17 protein-coding genes are annotated in these 17,047 nt (G+C 63.8%); 1 reads left to right on the top strand and 16 read right to left on the bottom strand.

All coding sequences use genetic code 11. The annotated features are described in order from the left end of the window. Positions 1-102 precede the first annotated feature (102 nt). The 6 genes from K0P03_RS28035 to K0P03_RS28010 form a co-directional block, all read right to left on the bottom strand. Positions 103-432: an L-rhamnose mutarotase gene (locus tag K0P03_RS28035; protein ID WP_272791302.1), complete on the bottom strand. Its 330-nt coding sequence runs from the start codon at positions 430-432 to the stop codon at positions 103-105. Positions 433-435: 3 nt separating this feature from the next. Further along, positions 436-1,554, bottom strand: coding sequence for a mandelate racemase/muconate lactonizing enzyme family protein (locus tag K0P03_RS28030; RefSeq protein ID WP_272791301.1), 1,119 nt, complete (start codon positions 1,552-1,554; stop codon positions 436-438). Position 1,555: 1 nt separating this feature from the next. After that, on the bottom strand, positions 1,556-2,653 hold the full coding sequence (locus tag K0P03_RS28025) for an ABC transporter ATP-binding protein (RefSeq protein WP_272791300.1): 1,098 nt from the start codon (positions 2,651-2,653) through the stop codon (positions 1,556-1,558). 3 nt (positions 2,654-2,656) lie between these two features. Beyond that, entirely contained in the window at positions 2,657-3,523 is an 867-nt protein-coding gene (locus K0P03_RS28020) for a carbohydrate ABC transporter permease (protein ID WP_050744905.1), read from the bottom strand. 5 nt (positions 3,524-3,528) lie between these two features. Continuing rightward, positions 3,529-4,425, bottom strand: coding sequence for a carbohydrate ABC transporter permease (locus tag K0P03_RS28015; RefSeq protein ID WP_050744904.1), 897 nt, complete (start codon positions 4,423-4,425; stop codon positions 3,529-3,531). Positions 4,426-4,718: 293 nt separating this feature from the next. Continuing rightward, positions 4,719-6,035, bottom strand: a complete 1,317-nt coding sequence (locus tag K0P03_RS28010) for a sugar ABC transporter substrate-binding protein (protein ID WP_050744903.1) — start codon at positions 6,033-6,035, stop codon at positions 4,719-4,721. 158 nt (positions 6,036-6,193) lie between these two features. On the opposite strand from K0P03_RS28010, the gene K0P03_RS28005 reads away from it, so the two are divergent. Continuing rightward, positions 6,194-6,985 (top strand): IclR family transcriptional regulator, encoded by a 792-nt coding sequence (locus K0P03_RS28005; protein WP_023514812.1) that lies wholly within the window; start codon positions 6,194-6,196, stop codon positions 6,983-6,985. A 45-nt stretch (positions 6,986-7,030) separates the two neighbouring features. Here the strand turns inward: K0P03_RS28005 and K0P03_RS28000 are convergent, their stop codons facing one another. The 10 genes from K0P03_RS28000 to K0P03_RS27955 form a co-directional block, all read right to left on the bottom strand. Further along, positions 7,031-8,176: an extracellular solute-binding protein gene (locus tag K0P03_RS28000; RefSeq protein WP_050744902.1), complete on the bottom strand. Its 1,146-nt coding sequence runs from the start codon at positions 8,174-8,176 to the stop codon at positions 7,031-7,033. Further along, complete coding sequence (locus tag K0P03_RS27995; protein ID WP_050744991.1) at positions 8,176-9,330, bottom strand: CaiB/BaiF CoA transferase family protein; 1,155 nt, start codon at positions 9,328-9,330, stop codon at positions 8,176-8,178. The genes K0P03_RS28000 and K0P03_RS27995 overlap by 1 nt, the downstream gene beginning before the upstream one ends. A gap of 196 nt (positions 9,331-9,526) precedes the next feature. Further along, positions 9,527-10,420, bottom strand: a complete 894-nt coding sequence (locus K0P03_RS27990) for an aldose 1-epimerase (RefSeq protein WP_272791299.1) — start codon at positions 10,418-10,420, stop codon at positions 9,527-9,529. Further along, positions 10,420-11,175, bottom strand: a complete 756-nt coding sequence (locus tag K0P03_RS27985; protein WP_272791298.1) for an SDR family oxidoreductase — start codon at positions 11,173-11,175, stop codon at positions 10,420-10,422. The genes K0P03_RS27990 and K0P03_RS27985 overlap by 1 nt, the downstream gene beginning before the upstream one ends. 7 nt (positions 11,176-11,182) lie before the next feature. Continuing rightward, the gene (locus K0P03_RS27980; protein ID WP_023513672.1) at positions 11,183-11,914 is read right to left on the bottom strand and encodes an ATP-binding cassette domain-containing protein; all 732 of its coding nucleotides are present in this window, start codon (positions 11,912-11,914) and stop codon (positions 11,183-11,185) included. Further along, complete coding sequence (locus K0P03_RS27975) at positions 11,911-12,894, bottom strand: ABC transporter permease (RefSeq protein WP_272791297.1); 984 nt, start codon at positions 12,892-12,894, stop codon at positions 11,911-11,913. Before K0P03_RS27975 ends, K0P03_RS27980 begins: the two co-directional genes overlap by 4 nt. Before the next feature lie 68 nt (positions 12,895-12,962). Further along, complete coding sequence (locus tag K0P03_RS27970; RefSeq protein WP_037409257.1) at positions 12,963-13,937, bottom strand: sugar ABC transporter substrate-binding protein; 975 nt, start codon at positions 13,935-13,937, stop codon at positions 12,963-12,965. A gap of 46 nt (positions 13,938-13,983) precedes the next feature. Continuing rightward, entirely contained in the window at positions 13,984-14,676 is a 693-nt protein-coding gene (locus K0P03_RS27965; protein WP_272791296.1) for a GntR family transcriptional regulator, read from the bottom strand. A gap of 72 nt (positions 14,677-14,748) precedes the next feature. After that, complete coding sequence (locus K0P03_RS27960) at positions 14,749-15,948, bottom strand: mandelate racemase/muconate lactonizing enzyme family protein (protein ID WP_272791295.1); 1,200 nt, start codon at positions 15,946-15,948, stop codon at positions 14,749-14,751. A 2-nt stretch (positions 15,949-15,950) separates the two neighbouring features. Further along, positions 15,951-16,682 (bottom strand): FadR/GntR family transcriptional regulator, encoded by a 732-nt coding sequence (locus K0P03_RS27955; RefSeq protein ID WP_050744897.1) that lies wholly within the window; start codon positions 16,680-16,682, stop codon positions 15,951-15,953. Between the last annotated feature and the right edge of the window lie 365 nt (positions 16,683-17,047).

The raw sequence follows: 17,047 nt of genomic DNA, 5'->3' as shown, positions 1-17,047 counted from the left end.
GGATATGCCGCACCGTTTTCCGCATACGTTTCCGTCATGCGAGGCACGTCCCCTCTGCCCGCTTGCGGGGAGAGGGTTAGTGTGAGGGGTAGGTCCTTGCGCTCAAGCATGAAAGAACACCTCCTCCATGCCAGCCCACCACTCCCCTTCTTTCCGCGTCTCAAGCGGCGCCTGGCAGGGCATGCAGACGGCCCACCATTCCTGCGTCTTCGGGTCCGCCGCCATCTTTGCCATGTCGGCAGAAAAATCCGTGCCGTGATATTCGAAGAAGGAGAAGAGAAGATTCTCGGGCTCATTCAGGAAGATCGAATAGTTTTGGATGTTGCAGGCGGAAATCATCGCCAGCACCTCCGGCCAGACGGCCGCGTGCAGGCGTTTGTATTCTTCGACCGTCTCCGGCTTCACGCCGATCACCATGCCGATGCGCTGCATGTCTCAGGCTCCCTTGCGGATCTCTTGCTGGAATTCAGCAATCGACCGGCTGCGGATCGCATCCCAGTCCCAGTCGATGCCAAGACCCGGCGTCATGGGCGCAAGCGCCATGCCGTTCTCGATCCGCAATCGCGAGGTGGTGATGTCGTCGAGCTGCGGGATGTATTCGACATATTTGCCGTTCTGCACCGCGCAGGTGAGGCTGACATGCAACTCCATCAGGAAGTGCGGGCAGACCGGCATGTCGAAGGCTTCCGCCGCATGCGCCACCTTCAGCCAGGGCGTGATGCCGCCGATGCGGCCGGCATCGACCTGCACGATCGAGCAGGCGCCCTTCTGCATGTATTCGCGGAAATGGCGGATGGAATAGAGAGATTCGCCGATGGCGATCGGCGTCGCCGTCGCGCGGTTGAGGCGGACATGGCCGTCGATGTCGTCGGCCGGCAGCGGCTCCTCGATCCAGCCGAGATCGAGGTCGCGCAGGCGCTCGGCACGGCGGATCGCCTCGTCGACGGTAAAACCCTGGTTGGCGTCGGTCATGATCTCGTACCCGTCGCCGACCGCTTTCCTCACCGCCGCAAGACGCGCAAAATCCTCGGAACCGTGCGGCTTGCCGATCTTTACCTTCGAGCCGGTAAAACCCTTCGCCTTGGCGTCCAGCGCATCCTCGGCCAGCGCCTCCACCGGGATATGCAGCCAGCCGCCCTCGGTCGTGTAAAGCGGGCAGCGGTCCTTGGCCCCGCCGGCGAGCTTCCAGAGCGGCAGGTTCTGTTTTCGTGCGCGAAGATCCCACAGCGCGGTGTCGACGGCAGCGAGCGCGATCGAGGTGATGGCGCCGATGGTCGTCGCGTGGGTGGCGAATTCCAGTTCGTGCCAGATCGCCTCGATCCGATCGGCATCGCGGCCGAGGATGCGCGGCGCGAGATGATCGGCAAGAAGCCGCATGACGGAGGAGCCGCCGGTGCCGATCGTGTAGCTGTAACCGGTGCCGACCGCACCGTCGGCATCGGTGATGGTGACGAGCGGCGTTTCCTGGCTCACAAAGCTCTGAATGGCGTCGGTGCGCTCGACCTTCGGGCGGAGGTCTACCATTTTCAGCTCGATGCGTTCGATCCTTGCCATGTCAGCCCCTGAGCGTGCGGCCGCTGTCGCGGTCGAAGAGATGGGCCTGCGAAAGGTCGAAGCAGAACGGCAGCATCTCGCCAGGCGCAAGCCGCCGCGGGTTCAGCATGCGGCCGACCCATTCGGCGCCGCCGAACGCGGAAAACACCAGCGTCTCGTTGCCGAGCGGTTCGGTGAGGATGACGCGAAGCTCGTGCCGGTGCACGTCGGCATCCTCGCCGGAATGGATGCCGTGGCCGGCGGGATAGAGATCGTCCGGGCGCAAGCCGAAGGTGACCTTCTGGCCGGCCGTCACGCGCTCCTTAAAGCGGGCGGGCAGCGGCAGACGATCGCCGTTTTCGAAGACGAGCTGGCCGTCCACCACCTCGGCATCCTTGAGGTTCATCGGCGGCGAGCCGATGAAACCCGCGACGAATTTCGATTGCGGGCGCTGGAAGACATCCTCGGGGGTGCCGACCTGCTCGATATGGCCATCGCGCATGATGACGATGCGGTCGGCGAGCGTCATCGCCTCGACCTGGTCGTGGGTGACGTAGATCACCGTCGATTGCACCTTGGCGTGCAGCTTCTTGATCTCCACGCGCATCTGCGTGCGCAGCTTCGCATCGAGGTTGGAGAGCGGCTCGTCGAAGAGAAAGACTTCCGGCTGGCGCACGATGGCGCGGCCCATCGCGACGCGCTGGCGCTGGCCGCCCGAAAGCTGCGAGGGGCGGCGGTCGAGCAGGTGCGTCAGGTCGAGCGTCCTGGCCGCCTCTTCCACCTGCGGGGCGATGGCCTCCGGCTTCTGGCCAGCGATTTTCAGCGAAAAACCCATGTTTTCGCGCACGGTCATGTGCGGATAGAGCGCATAGGACTGGAAGACCATGGCGAGGTTGCGCGCGCGCGGCGGCAGGTCGTTGACGATCTTGCCGCCGATCTTGAGGTTGCCGCCGGAGATCGGCTCCAGGCCGGCGATCATGCGCAGCGTCGTCGACTTGCCGCAGCCGGAGGGGCCGACGAGGGCGATGAATTCGCGGTCGGCGACGTCGAGGTCGATGCCGTGCACCACTTCAACCGCACCGTAGCGTTTGACCAGCTTTTCGAGGGAGACGGTTGCCATGGACTATCCTTTGACTGCGCCGGAGGTGAGGCCGGACACGAGATGCTTCTGCACGATGAAGGTCAGCACGAGGGCGGGGATGATCATGATCACCGCCAACGCACACATGCCGCGCCAGTCGATGGTGAACTCCGCCGTGTAATCGAGCAGACCGACGGGCAGTGTCTTGGAATTGACGGAACGGGTGAGCTGCGAGGCGAGTGCGAACTCGTTCCAGGAGGTGAGGAAGGCAAAAATGCCGGCCGATGCGATGCCGGGGCCGGCGAGCGGGAACTCCACCTGCCAAAAAGCCTGCCAGCGCGTGCAGCCGTCGATCTGCGCGGCCTCGGCCAGATCTTTCGGCACCTGGCGGAAGAAGCCGTCGATCAACCAGATCGTGAAGGGCACGTTGAGCGCCACATAGGCCATGATCAGCCCGAAATGCGTGTCGATGATGCCGAGCTTCGAATAGACGAAGAACAGCGGCAGCGAGAGCGCGATACCCGGCACGGTGCGCGTCAGCATCAGGCCGAGGAAGATCGAGGATTTCGCCTTGAAGCGGAAGCGCGCGAAGGCGTAGCCGCCGGCCATGCCGATGGCGAGCGCGATCGCCGTCGAGGTAACGGAGATGATCAGCGAATTGCGGAAATAGTCGATGACCGGAATGCCGCCCTGCCCGACGCCGGAAAACATCGCGACATAGGCGTCGAAAGAGAGGTCCTGCGGGATCCAGACAGGCGGCTTCGCCATGATCTCGACCGTCGGGCGGAAGGAGGCGAGCACGATCCAGAGGCCCGGCAGGCAGATGACCGTCATGGCCAGGAACAGGCCGATCTTGTGTGCGGCGGACAGGAGAAGGCCGTTGAGGCGGGCTTTTGCGTTCTCGTTCATCTTGCTTACCACTCCGCCGCAATCTGGGTCCGCGCCGCGGCGAGCTTGCGGAAGAAATAGACGGTGAAGAGGATGGAGAGCAGGATCGCGACATAAGCCATGGCGTTGGCAAGGCCCATGCGGGCATCGGCATAGGCGGTGCGCGAGACCAGCGTCCACAGCAGTTCCGTGCGCTTGGCCGGGCCGCCGTCCGTCATGATCTTCACGATGTCATAGGCGCGCGCGACGTCGAGCGAACGGATGGTCATGGCGATATAGGCGAAGGGCATGATGAAGGGCCAGGTGACGTAGCGAAACGTCTGCCAGGGCGTGCAGCCGTCGACGCGCGCCGCCTCGATCGGCTCCTTCGGCATGGCGAGCAGGCCGGCGAGAATGAGGATGGCGAAGACCGAGGTGGACGACCAGATTTCGGCAATCAGGATCGCGGTGAAGGCGAGCGAACCGTCGATCAGCCACGGGATCGCCTGGTCCGTCAGGCCGAGCGATTGCAGGGCATTGTTCACGAGGCCGATATTGTCGTTGAACATGAACTTGAACTGGAAGCCGACGAGGATCGGCGAGAACATCATGGGGAACATCATGATGGTGCGGAGCAGCCGCTGGCCACTCGTCGCCTTCTCCACCAGCATGGCAAGGCCGAGGCCGAGCAGCATTTCCACGTTGAGCGCGACGGTGAGCAGGAGCACGGTGCGGCCGAACGCCGTCCAGAATTCGAGGTCCGTCAGAATGCGCGCATAGTTGCGCAAGCCGACAAACGTATAGAGCGAGGCGGGCTGCGTCAGCCGGAAGGGCGTGAAGCTCGAATAGAGCGACAGGATGAGCGGGACGATGACGACGGCTGCGAGCACCACGACGGCGGGCAGCAGAAGCAGAAACGGCGCCGGTGGCCTCCAGCCTTTCATATGTGCCTCTTGGATATGCGCTGACCGGCCGTCTTTTCCGGGACGCGGCCGCGTTTCAAGAAGCGGCCGCGCAAGGCGGCCGCCAGTTTGTTTGTTTGCCCCACCCAAAGGCGTAAAGAGCGGATGGTCTAGGGTGCGGATAGGCGTCGCCCCTCATCCGGCTGCCGCCACCTTCTCCCCGCAAGCGGGGAGAAGGGATATGCTGCGCCGGTTTCCCCAACCAGGAACCGTTCGTGGGGCACGTCCCCTCTCCCCGCTTGCGGGGAGAGGGTTAGGGTGAGGGGCAACCACCCTCAGAGCGCGCCGGCATCCTCAAGGATCTGCGTCGCCTTCTCGGCTGCCGCGTCCAGCGCTTCCTTGGAGGTCTTGTCGCCGAGGATGGCGGCTTGCAGCTCCGGATAGACGGCGTTGGAGATCTCGATCCAGGACGGCGTCTGCGGCACGGCGAAGGCGTGTTTGGCCGCTTCCTGGAAGGCGGTCAGGACTTCCTTGCGATACGCGTCGCTTTCTGCCTGCTTGATGTTGTAATCCCAGACGGCCGTGCGCGTCGGCAGCGGGCCGGCCGAGGATTCCAGCTTCTGGCTGTCCTCGTTGGTGAGGAACCAGACGAGCGAGGCGGCGGCGTCCTTGTTGGCGCAGCTTTCCGTGACCGAGAAACCGTGGTGGCCGGACCAGCCGGTGCGCTTGCCGGAGGAACCCGCCGGCTGCACCTTCACGCCGACATTGCCGGCGACTTTCGAGGATTTCGGGTCGTTGAAGAAGCTCGCCCAGCCAGGCCAGTCGAGATTGACGGCGATGGTGCCCGACGCAAAGCCCTGGCCGAGGTCATCCCACAGATAGTTGGTGGTGCCGACCGGCACGGCCTTCGCCTTGTAGAGATTGACGAACCAGTCGAGCGCGCGAACGCCAGCGTCCGAATTGAAGGCCGGCTTGCCGTCCGCGGCAAGATATTCGCCGCCCTCGGCCACCAGCATCTCATAAAAGCGGCCGTTGATCGCCTCTTCCTTGCCGGCATATTGCGTGCCGTAAAAATCCGGCGGATTGGAGAAGAACGTCGCCTGGTCGGCGACCTGCTGCCAGGTGTCCGGCGGGGCGAGATCGTAGCCGTATTTCTCCTTGAACGCCGCCTTCTTCGCGTCGTCCTGATAGAGGCTCTTCTGATAGTAGAGCGCGGAAACGTCGAATTGCGCGCGCGGCAGCATCACCAGCTTACCATCGAGCGTCGAGGACGAAATGTTGGCCGGCACGAAGGCGTCGATCTCCTCCTTCGGCAAAAGCGCCGAAAGATCGGTGTAGATATCAGGATACTGCGGAGCGAAGGACGAGTGGTTCGAGCCGACGCACCAGGTGATGTTGCCGGTCGCGATGTCGGACTTGATCTCCTTGTCCAGCTCGAAATGGTTCTTCTTCGAAAGAACGTTCACCTTCGCGCCGGTCGCCTTCTCCCATTCGGCGATGCGCGCATAGAGCGCTTCATACTGCTGGCCGCCGATGAGCTTCGCATCGACGGTCACGCCTTCGAATTTTCCCGGCAGATCGGCGGCAAGCACAGAGCCAGCCCACGCGCAGATCACGGCACCGGCAGCAACGCCGGTTAGAAATCTTGTCATCTTCTCCTCCCAGTGGCTTTTCGCCAGCCCTTACCGATAAGAGCTTCATTCATATACAAACCAATTATTCACATATCGTCAAGCGGAAATCAGCATCCCGGGATTGTCACGCCTTGTTTCTGCGTATATGAATTTGCTCATTCACTAGAGGATTTCAGGTGACGGACGAGGAAAACGATCGCTACAGGGCGCCAGCGCTCGACAAGGGCCTCGACATCCTGGAACTTCTCGCCGCCGTCGACGGCGGCCTCACCCAGGCGGAAATCGCCAAGCGGCTCGATCGCAGCCCCAACGAATTCTACCGCATGCTCGACCGACTGGTGAAACGCGGTTACGTCACCCGCATCGACGGCGACCGTTTCTCCCTCACCCTGAAACTCTTCGGCCTCGCGCAGTTGCACGCGCCGGTGCGCCGACTCGTCTCCTTCGCCGTACCGCTGATGCGCGAACTGGCCGAAACCTCGCGCCAGGCCAACCAGCTTGTCGTCTTCGACCGCGGCAATCCCGTCGTCATCGCCCAGCAGGAAGCGCCAGGCTACTGGGGCATCTCGATCCGCGTCGGTTCGCGCATCGGCCTGTTCGACACGGGCTCCGGCCACGCGCTGCTCGCCTTCCGCTCGCCGGAAGAGCGCCTGCGCATGATCGCCGAGCATGTCGGCGACGGCGGCACGGATGTGCGCGTCACGCCGGAATTCCTCGCACGGCTCGACCTCATCCGCTCCCGCGGCTACGAAATGATGCCAAGCGCCCAGACGGCGGGCGTCATTAACCTCTCGGCCCCCGTGCTCGGTGCGGACGGCAGGGCGATCGCCGCCCTGACGATCCCCTACATCACCCTGATCAATGCGCCGGTCGCGCCTGACATCTCGACGACCATCCAACTGCTCGGCGAGACGACGCGCAGGCTGTCAGAAATGGCGGGCGCCGGCTTCAATGCCGAGGAACAATAGGCCTCGTATCTGAACGCGTGATTCGCCAGCACCCCAAGCATTGGCTCATCCGTTCCTCGCAAAGCTCTTCAGGAAGAGCGCGTTGAGATCCGCTATGGCTTTTCCCGCCGGTTCACGGCCCGTCACGGCCTGATTGATGCGCTCAGACGCGGCCTCCTGGAAGGGCATGTAGCCATCGTGGCGGGGACGCAGCCAGGCACCCTCCAGCGTTCGGCGCGTGTTGCGGTAGAAGCCGAGCGTTGCGGCATTGGCTGCCTCGTCCTCCCATCCCGCCGCATGACCGGGCTGGCCACCGGTCTGCCAGTAGCGACCCGCCTGTTGCGGCCCTGCCGCAATCCAGTAGGCGAAGTCCACGGCCACCTTACGATGCGCCGAGAAGGCGGAAACGGCGATGCCCGTGCCGCCCAGCGCGGAGCCGACCGGTCCCGCACCGCCGGCAACCGGCATATCGGCAAAGGCGATGCGATTGGCCCGGAAGCCTGCAAGGGCGTAGCTGACATAGCCGTAAATCAGTGGCGAGACGCTGTAGTGCGACCCCGCCTCGCCCATCCGGTCCAGCACGGCGATAGGGTCCATTTCGGTGCAGGCGGCATCGGTGAGCGCGGCCAGTTCCCGGATCATCTCGATTGCCTGCACGCCGATTTCGACATCGACGAAAGGCACGTCCCTTTCCACCGAGCAGGGTCGGCCGAGATTGCCGCAAAGCGTGAAAAAGCACATCAGGGAATGCGGCGGGCGCAGCGGCAGCAGCATCTCCCCGGCTTTTGCAAGGTCAACAACCTCTGCCCACGAGCCCGGTGCCGCCGCCAACCGGTCTGGCCGGAAGGCCAGCACCTGCGTGGCGGCATCGACCGGGAAGGCCCATTGGCGGCCCCGCCAGTTGTAACTCGGGAACGAGAGGCCGACGGAGCCGCCCGCAAGCGCCGCGAAGGCCGCCTCGCGGCCGGGCAGGTCAAGTGGCGCGAGGCAGCTCTCCGCCGTGATCTGGCCGACATGGGGATGATCGATGACAATGAGATCGTAGCGGCGGGCGAGATCCTCGACCGGAAAACTCTCGAAATCCTGCAGCGAGCGCTTGTCCCATTCGATGGTGACGCCGGTTCTGGCAAACCAGTCCTGCGCACAGGCAACCATCGGATCATAGCCGCGCGGATGGCTCCAGGTCATGCCCCTGAGCGTGATCGCGCTCATCACGCAAACTCCGCGCGGATCGTCGCCGAATGTTCGCCGATGCGCGGCGCGGCGCGATGGCCGGCCGGGCGCTGACCGTTCACCCGCACAGGGCAGCGGGTCGTGCCGATCGAAACCGCATCTTCACGCGTCACCGTCTGCAGCATGTCGAGGATGCGGAAACCGTCACTGGCCAGAAGCTCTGGCCATTCCAGCACCTTTGAGCACCAGATGTCGGCGGGCTCCAGGATGGAGAGCCAATGGTCGACGGTTTCGCTCGCAATGCGCTCGGCGATGGTTCTCTTGATCGTATCGCGCGCGGTGAACCAGGCCCTGCTGTCGTCGCGATAGGGTGCCAGCGCCTCGATCTGCAGCAGATCCTGCAGGCGGCCGAGTGGCGTCATGGCGATCGCAAGATAGCCGTCCTTCGCCGGATAGACGCCGTAGGGTGCCGAAAGATAGGCATGCGCGCTGCGGAAATCCGAGCGCTGCGGCTTGCGGCCGCCGTCGTTGAGATGGGTGGTCAGCACCTCGAACTGGAAATCGATGAGGCTTTCGAGCAGGCTCGTCTGGATATGGGCGCCCTTGCCGGAAATACCGCGACGCACGAGGGCGGCGAGAATGCCCTGGCAGGCATTGGCGCCGGCGAGCATGTCGGCGACCGCCAGGCCGAAGGGCACCGGTCCTTGCGCCGCGTCGCCGTTCAGCCACATCAGGCCGGAGCGTGCCTGCGCCAGGAGATCCTGCCCTGGCCGCATGACCCAGGGGCCATCCTCGCCATAGCCGCTGATCGAGGCATAGACGATTGTCGGGTTGATCGCCTTGACGGCCGCATAGTCGAGCCCGAGGCGTTCGATGACGCCCGGACGGAAATTCTGGATGAGCACGTCGGCCTTGCCGAGAAGCCGGCGCAGGAAGGCAAGGTCGTCGGCGTTCTTCAGGTCTATGCCGAGGCTTTCCTTGCCGCGGTTGATGGCGTGGAAGAGCGTCGAATCCCCCCCGACCTCGGTGTCGCTGAGATAGAGCCGGCGGGAGAGATCACCGCCGTCCGGCCGCTCGATCTTGATCACGCGGGCGCCGAGATCGGCCAGCCGCAACGAGCAATAGGGGCCGGAGAGGAACTGGCTCATATCGACCACCGTCAGGCCGGCCAGAAGTCCTGTCTCATCCTGCATGCGCATGTCCTCCTGCGCTCCCCGAGGTCGCGCCGTGCAATTCTTATTTAAATTATTCTTTCATATATGGATTGTCGTTTCAAGCCTCGCAAGCCTGTCAACGGCTCACGTATGGATATGCCCCCGCCGCGGCCACGCGATCGGCCCCGGCAACGCCACGATTGCCAGGGTGGAAAGATCGAATGTCTTGCGCGGATCAGGCCAGTTTGCGCGGCGAAACGGCGATGCGGGTCCAGATGTCCAGCGTCTCGCCGGGAGAAAGCACTTTCAGGCCGTAGGCGTCGGCCCGGTCCGGCAGGTTGAAGGCATCGACGGGATGGCTGACCGGTTCGAAACAGAAGAAATCGGCATCGGCGGCAGGCGAGAAGACCACATACTGGTCCAGCACCTCGCTTGCCTCGATATCGGCCTGCAGAGCACGCGCCGGCCAGTCGATCCGCGCCTTGCCGTCCCAGCCGTCGAACCAGTTGTTGATCCACCGCGGCGGCAGGGGCCTTGGCGCGTTGAAGTCCATATCCGGATGCTTCGCGATGGGCTCATGAGCCTTCGGAAGATGATCGGACTGCTCCAGCCAGACGCCCTTCGACGGCGCAGTGAGCGTCGTATCCGCATCCCGCACGAACCAGGGATGGAAGCCGGCACCATATGGCAGGCGTGTTTCGGCGCGGTTGACGAGGCCCAGTTCCATCACGAGGCCAGCGCCTTCCAGACGATAGGACAGCATCGCATCGTAGCGGAACGGCCCCGGCCGGTCCGACGACAGGGTCAGGGTAATGGAATCGCCGCTCCGGGAGGCCTCCGTCCATGTGGCGGAGAAGCCGTTGCCGTGGATCGGATAGGGCTCCGTCTCCACATTGCGCGGCAGGGCGTGAAAGGCCCCGTCGAAGGAAAACCCGCCGCCGGAGACCCGCCCGGAGAACGGCACGAGGAGGATGTTGGCGAGCGCAAAGGGATGGTCCGTTGCAGGATCAACGGTGCGAAAGACCGGCTGCCAGACGCCATCCTGCCTGACATCGAAACAGGTCAGGCCGGCGCCAAGATCGGGACGAACGCAGATGCGCGCTGCTCCATTGTCGAGTTCGATCCCCATTACCAGCCGCCGTCGATCGCGATGTTCTGGCCGGAAATCATGTCTGAGGCCGGCGAGACGAGGAAATGCACGAGATCGGCGACATCCGCCGGCTGGATACGCGCCTTCAGCGACTGGTTCTCGAGGATCCAGTCATTGTACTGTTGCAGGCGATCGGCGAAGACGCGCGCCTCCGCCTCGGACACCACCGCGCCCGGTGACACCGCATTGACACGCACGCCATGCGGACCCAGTTCGCGCGCCAGCGATTTCGTAAGGCCCAGCATCGCGCCCTTCGAGGCGACATAGGGCACATAGCCGTCCCAGCGCCCATTCAGGGTGACCGAGCAGAAATTGACGATCTTGCCGTAACGCTTTTCCTTCATCGCCGGGGCGACAGCCCGGACAAGCGCGAAGGCGGCGGAGGAATTGACCCGGACCTGATCCTCGTATTCCTCCAGCGAAAAATCCTCGAACGGCTTGTTGATGATCAGCGCCGCATTGTTGATGAGGATGTCGATGCCGCCATGCGCGCGCGAAAGCGATTCCGCCCGCCGCTCCGCCGCAGCAAGGTCGTTGAGGTCCTCACCGACATAGGTAGCCGTAACGCCATGGGTTACGGCAACATCCGCCGCGAAGGCCGCGCCGCCCTCGGCGCCCGGCCGGTCGAGCAGCAGCAGGCTGGCGCCGGCACGGGCGAGCCGCGCGGCCTGGGCGCGGCCGAGCGTGCCGAGCGCACCGGTGATGAGGACGGTCTTTCCTGAAAGCTCTGTCATGGTCTCCTCACAGAAGGGCATGGACCTCGTCGATCGAGGTTGCAGCGGTCGGCTTGTCGAAGACGATCTCGCCACGCGCCATGGCGACGATGCGGTCGCAGGACTGGAAGACGTGCTGCATGTTGTGCGAGATGAAGATGCCGGTGAGGCCCTGCGCCTTCAGGCCGCGCACAAAGCCGATCACCTTGTCCGTCTCCTTGACGGAAAGATGGTTGGTCGGCTCGTCGAGGATCAGCACCTTGGACTTGAAATGCATGGCGCGGGCGATCGCCACGCCCTGCCGCTGGCCGCCGGACAGTTCGCCGACCAGCGCATCCGGCGAGCGCAGGTGCAGGTCGACATCGGCGATGGCCTGCATGCTTTCGGCGCGCATACGCTTCTGGTCCATGAGGCCGACACCGAAGACCGACCATTTCAACGGCTCGCGGCCGATGAAGAGATTGCGGGCGATCGACATGGTCGGCACCATGGAATTGTACTGATAGATCGTCTCCAATCCGTGACGCATCGCGTCCTTCGGGCTGCGCAGATCGACGGTCTTGCCCTCGATAAGCACCTCGCCGGAATCCTGGTGGTGCGCGCCGGAAAGGATCTTGATCAGCGTCGACTTGCCCGCGCCGTTGTCGCCGACGAGGCCGACGGTCTCGCCGGGATGGATGGTAAGGTTGACATTCTTCAGCGCGTGCACGCCGCTGTACCATTTCTGCAGGTTGCGGCATTCGATGACCGGTGTCGTCACTTGTGCGCCTCCACCTTGATCTTGCGGGAGATCTTGCCCATCCAGGCATTGGCGATGACCGCAAACATGGTGAGCACGCCGATGGCGAACTTGAACCAGTTGGCATCGACGCGCGACAGCACCAGGCCGTTGTCGATGGTGCGGATGAGCAGAGTGCCGATGATGGCGCCGAAAACCGTGCCGATGCCGCCGGCAAGCGCCGTGCCGCCGATGACGGCCGCCGCGACCGCCTGCAGCTCCAGCCCCTCGCCGATCGAGGGCAGCGGCGAGCCGAGGCGCAGCACCTGGAGCAGGCCGGCGAAACCCGCCAGCACCGAGCAAAGCATGAAGCAGGCGATCTTCACACGCTTGACGGGAATGCCCATCGAGGCCGCCGCCTCGTTGAAGCCGCCGGTGGCGCGGATCCAGTTGCCGAAATTGGTGAGCGACAGCAGCGCCGCGGCAAGAACGGCAATGCCGACGAACCAGACGAAGGACATGCGGAAGAGCGCGCCCTGCCAGATGTAATCCGTAAAGAGCCAGGTCGGCAGATCGGACGGCAGAAGCGGCGGAAAGCCCCCGGATATGACGATGGTGAGCGAGCGGGCGATGAACAGCATGCCGAGCGTGGTGATGAAGCTCGGGATTGAGAATTGCAGCGTCACATAGCCGTTGATGAAGCCGATCGCCGCGCAGATGGCAAGGCCGAGCAGCACGGCGGCGGCGAAGGGCACGCCGGAATTGAGGATCACCGCCATCGACATCGGCATCAGCGCGAAGACGGAGCCGACCGACAGGTCGAACTCGCCGCAGATCATCAGGATCGTCACGCCGATGGCGACGAGCGCCATTTCCGGCAGAAGCCCCATGACGCCGCGTACGTTCTCGAAGGAGAGAAGCACGCCGTTCGACTTCACCTGGAAGACGGCAAGAAGGATGATCAGGAGGGCGAGGCCGGCAAGCTCCGGCTTGTCGAGATAGATTTTCAGAAACCGCTTCATGGGCTCCACTCGTGCTTCGGTGCCCCGCCGCATAGGCAAGGCACCGGTTTTCCCATAGGAGCGCCGGATCAGCGCAGGCCCTGCTTTGCCATTTCGAGAATGGTCGGCACGTCCTTGGGCGTGACGATGCCCTGCCCCGTGTCGATGTCCGACGGCGTCAGGCCGGCCGTCTTCCACAGATAGGCCTGCATGACCGGCATGAAGCCCTGCATGTAGGGCTGCTGGTCGACCTGCACCTGCACGTAGCCGGCTTCCATCTGCTGCAGAACCTCCGGCACGAGGTCGAAGCCGCCGAGCAGCACCTTGCCGGGCTCGATGCCCCGGTCCTTCAGCACTTTGGCGACGCCGGCATGCCAGTAGCCAGTGTCGAAATAGGCCGTGGTGTTCGGGTTGGCATTGAGATAGGCGCCGATGCGGTCGGCGGTCAGCGCAAGGTCGGTGGCCGAATCGATGCGCGTGATGGTGATCTCGCGATCGGCATGGGCGGCCTTGTATTCTTCCAGGAACTTCATCACGCCGCCGGCGCGCTGTTCGGACCAGGTCTGGCCCGGCGCGTTGACGCCGACCAGCAGGCTGAGCGGGCCTTCCTTGGGGAAATTCTCCGACTGCGCCTTGGCGAGCGAATAGCCGGCCGCCGTAAAGCCCTGGCCGATGAAAGCCTTGCGTGCATTGCCTTTGGCGCCTTCGCTGTCGTCGACATTGACGGCAAGCACGAGGATGCCGGCATCGACGGCTTCCTTGATCACATTGTCATAGGCCTTGTTGTCGACGATCGCGACGAAGATCGCATCTGGCTTCGTGGCGATCGCCGCCTGCAGGTTGGCGACGGCCTGCTCGACCGCGCCTTCGGTCTGCGTCAGAATCAACTGGCATGAGGCCCCGACCTTCTCGCAGGCGTCGTCGTAGCCCTTCTTGACCGATTGCCAGAAGGTGTTCGAGGCGGACGAGTGGCTGATGAAGGCAATGTTGAGGCCTTCCGCGCTGGCGCCCGAGACCATCACCCCCAGGCCGAGGGCCGTTCCTGCAAGAAATTTCCGGATCATCATGATGCGTACCTCCCGTTGAACATCAATCGTGGTTGTTCCGGCGTCACTCCACGCCGTCGAAGAATTCCGTCCGCGCCCGGGCAATCTCGGGCAGCGATTTGAGGATCTCGCGCAGATGCGTGCGCAGCGCCGCTTCGGCCTTGCCGACATCGCCCGCAGCGATCGCATCGACAATGCGCTCGTGCTGCCCGATCAGCCGGCCGATCTGGATATCGTCGACGCTGAGGAAGCGCACGCGGTCCATCTGCGCCTTGACGCTTTCGATGACGCTCCAGGCATAGGCGCTGCCGGCCGCCGCTGCGAGCGTGTGGTGGAAGAGTTCGTCAAGCCGCAGGAAGGTGGCGCGGTCGTCCTGCGGCACCTGCTTCTGCCTTGCGATCTGATCGCGCAGTTCCCGCACGGTCTCGGCCGTATGCTCTGCGGTGACCTGACGCACGATATCGGCCTCGATCGCCTCGCGCACGAAGCGCACGTCCATTACGGAAGCGGTGGAAATCCGCGTCACATAGGTGCCGCGCTGCGGCAGGACCTGCACCAGCCCCTCCTCCGACAGCTTGATGAAGGCCTCGCGCACCGGCTGGCGGCTGACCGACAGGCTTTTGGCGATCTCCGCCTCCGAGATGCGCTCGCCCGGCATCAGCTCGGCCTGGATGATCTGCTCGCGCAAGATGCGATAGACCTGCGGCCCGACGGCCTCGGCGACCGAGAGAACGCGCTGCGGTTTGATGTTCTGCATTCCAGCCTCCCTCACTCCGTCAAAGGCTACTAGCCTACTACCATACGAGTCAAGCGATCAGCGCCGTGCCGGTCACTCCAGCGCCGAAGTCCGGCGCGAGACGTCAAATTTGCGGTCGAGATCCGGCGCAAGATCAATGCCATGGCCCGGTCCGGGCGGCACGGTGATCACGCCGTTCGTCACGGTTGGCAGTTGCGTCGTCAGGTCGGCGTACCAGGTCTTGTAGTAGGCGCGCACGCTTTCCTGCACGAGCGCGTTCGGCGCGTTCAGCGACAGGTGCGTCGAGGCGGCGAGTACCACGGGGCCGGTGCAATCATGCGGGGCCACCGGCAGGTGCCATGCTTCCGCCATGGTGGCGATCTTCTTGGCCTCGGAAAGGCCTCCGCACCAGGAAAGATCGAGCATGACGACGCCGGCAGCATCGGTCTCCATCAGATCACGAAAGGCCCAGCGGGTGGCAAGCGTCTCCGAGGCGCAGAGCGGCGCGCGGCTTGCCGCCGCATAACGCTTGAGGCTGGAGAGCGAATCCATCTTGATCGGATCTTCGTGCCAGAAGGTGGCATAGGGCTCCAGCGCCCGGGCGATCTGGATGGCCGGGGTGAGTTGCCACATGGAATGGAACTCGACCATGATGTCCATGCGGTCGCCGACGCGCTTACGAATCTTCTCGAAGGGTTCGAGCGCCTTGCGCAGATCCGGCCCGGAAATGTACTGGCCGCCGCTCTTTTCCGCCGCGATGTCGAACGGCCAGATCTTCATGGCCGTGATGCCCTCCGACAGGAGGTCTTCGGCAAGCTCGTCCGCCCGCTCCAGAAAGCCGTTAAGGTCGTCATAGTCGCGCCGCGGGCCACCGATGCCGTAATTGCCGGTCTGCTGGCCCTTGGCCTCGCGCATGTAGGTGTTACCGGCGCAGGTGTTGTAGGTGCGGATCTCGCGCCGCGAGAAGCCGCCGAGCAACTGGGCGACCGGCAGGTTCGTCGCCTTGCCGAAGAGGTCCCAGAGACCGATATCCACCGCCGAATTGCCGCGCATTTCCGCCCCCGTCGAACGGAAGCCGAGATAACCCGTCAGATCCTTGGAAATACGGTCGATCTCAAGGGGATCGCGGCCGAGCAGTTTCGGCGCCACGACCTCGTGGATATAGGCCTCCACGGTCGCAGCCATGAAGAAGGTCTCGCCAAGCCCAACAAGGCCTTCGTCGGTGTGGATGCGCACCCAGAGGATGTTGGCAAAGTCGCGGGCGCGGACGGTTTCAAACGCGGTGATCTTCATGCTCAGTACACTCCCGCTGCCAGCAGCGCCTTCACCGTCAGGTCGAAATGCTCGACCATCGCCTGCTCGCCCGTCGTCGGGTCGCCATTGGCGATGGCCTGGGCGATGGTCATGTGACCGTCGATGCTTTCCTGCCGCGTCTCGTTGCTGGCGCGGCTTGCCCAGCCGATCGGCCAGGTCTGGCGCGTCACCACATGGAACGAGCCGACGATCAGCGAGAACATCGGATTGCGCGACGCTGCGCCGATCGCCTCGTGAAAGGCGATGTCGTGCTCCATGACCTTTTGCGGCTCTTCGAAATCCCGCTGCATCGCTTCGGCCAGCGCGACGATTGCAGCCGCCTCGCGGTCGGTGCGGCGCATGGCAGCAAGCACGACTGTCCGGCGCTCGACCGTGCGGCGGACATCGAAAATCTGCTGGATCGTCACCTGGTCGGTGTGCACGGCATGATCGGTGACCAGCGCCAGCACGTCTGCCCTGGGCGCCGCCACCCGAGGGCGCCGGCCGTTGCCGATATCGATCAGCGTCAGCGCGGACAACGACCGATAGGCCTCGCGCACGATGCCACGGGAAACACCAAGTTTTTCCGCGAAGGCCCCCTCGCTCGGCAGCCAATCGCCGACCTGCAGGCCATTTTCGCGAATATGGATCCGGACGGCATCCATGACGCCGCCGAGCAGCCCCTCGCCGCCCTTCTGACCACTGACCGCATCCGGTTCCGACTTCGATTCCATCGCGCCGCCCCTACCTATCATATAGGTTACTATGTACCTCGAAATAGATTTACCGCCAGCTATTGTCAACGTAAATTTCATGGATAGGGAGAGCGGCGCGTGGAGACGGGAATCCGATGCACTACGGCCAGCATCGCCGCCAACGACGTCATCTGGTCCGGCGGGAAACAGGCACTCTGCTGGGCGCACATCGGCGGCTAATACGCCCACCGTCACAGGCCGCGCAGCGCGGACATACAGACCCGGCCGACAACCGGGCTATCGAGTGATGAAGCGGCCAGACCCAAGCCTGATGTTTTTACGATCCACAGCGCAGCGTCCTTTCGGTGCGCGAGCACCGGAAGCGCGGAAATTCGCCATTTGCA

Source organism: Shinella sp. HY16 (assembly GCF_028534175.1).
GTDB lineage: Bacteria > Pseudomonadota > Alphaproteobacteria > Rhizobiales > Rhizobiaceae > Shinella.
This window is presented reverse-complemented; position numbering and strand designations above follow the sequence as displayed.

Coding starts and splice junctions, on each gene's coding strand:
- K0P03_RS28035 (WP_272791302.1), bottom strand. CDS start 432: ATGCAGCGCATCGGCATGGTGATCGGCGTGAAGCCGGAGACGGTCGAA.
- K0P03_RS28030 (WP_272791301.1), bottom strand. CDS start 1,554: ATGGCAAGGATCGAACGCATCGAGCTGAAAATGGTAGACCTCCGCCCG.
- K0P03_RS28025 (WP_272791300.1), bottom strand. CDS start 2,653: ATGGCAACCGTCTCCCTCGAAAAGCTGGTCAAACGCTACGGTGCGGTT.
- K0P03_RS28020 (WP_050744905.1), bottom strand. CDS start 3,523: ATGAACGAGAACGCAAAAGCCCGCCTCAACGGCCTTCTCCTGTCCGCC.
- K0P03_RS28015 (WP_050744904.1), bottom strand. CDS start 4,425: ATGAAAGGCTGGAGGCCACCGGCGCCGTTTCTGCTTCTGCTGCCCGCC.
- K0P03_RS28010 (WP_050744903.1), bottom strand. CDS start 6,035: ATGACAAGATTTCTAACCGGCGTTGCTGCCGGTGCCGTGATCTGCGCG.
- K0P03_RS28000 (WP_050744902.1), bottom strand. CDS start 8,176: ATGAGCGCGATCACGCTCAGGGGCATGACCTGGAGCCATCCGCGCGGC.
- K0P03_RS27995 (WP_050744991.1), bottom strand. CDS start 9,330: ATGCAGGATGAGACAGGACTTCTGGCCGGCCTGACGGTGGTCGATATG.
- K0P03_RS27990 (WP_272791299.1), bottom strand. CDS start 10,420: ATGGGGATCGAACTCGACAATGGAGCAGCGCGCATCTGCGTTCGTCCC.
- K0P03_RS27985 (WP_272791298.1), bottom strand. CDS start 11,175: ATGACAGAGCTTTCAGGAAAGACCGTCCTCATCACCGGTGCGCTCGGC.
- K0P03_RS27975 (WP_272791297.1), bottom strand. CDS start 12,894: ATGAAGCGGTTTCTGAAAATCTATCTCGACAAGCCGGAGCTTGCCGGC.
- K0P03_RS27970 (WP_037409257.1), bottom strand. CDS start 13,937: ATGATCCGGAAATTTCTTGCAGGAACGGCCCTCGGCCTGGGGGTGATG.
- K0P03_RS27965 (WP_272791296.1), bottom strand. CDS start 14,676: ATGCAGAACATCAAACCGCAGCGCGTTCTCTCGGTCGCCGAGGCCGTC.
- K0P03_RS27960 (WP_272791295.1), bottom strand. CDS start 15,948: ATGAAGATCACCGCGTTTGAAACCGTCCGCGCCCGCGACTTTGCCAAC.
- K0P03_RS27955 (WP_050744897.1), bottom strand. CDS start 16,682: ATGGAATCGAAGTCGGAACCGGATGCGGTCAGTGGTCAGAAGGGCGGC.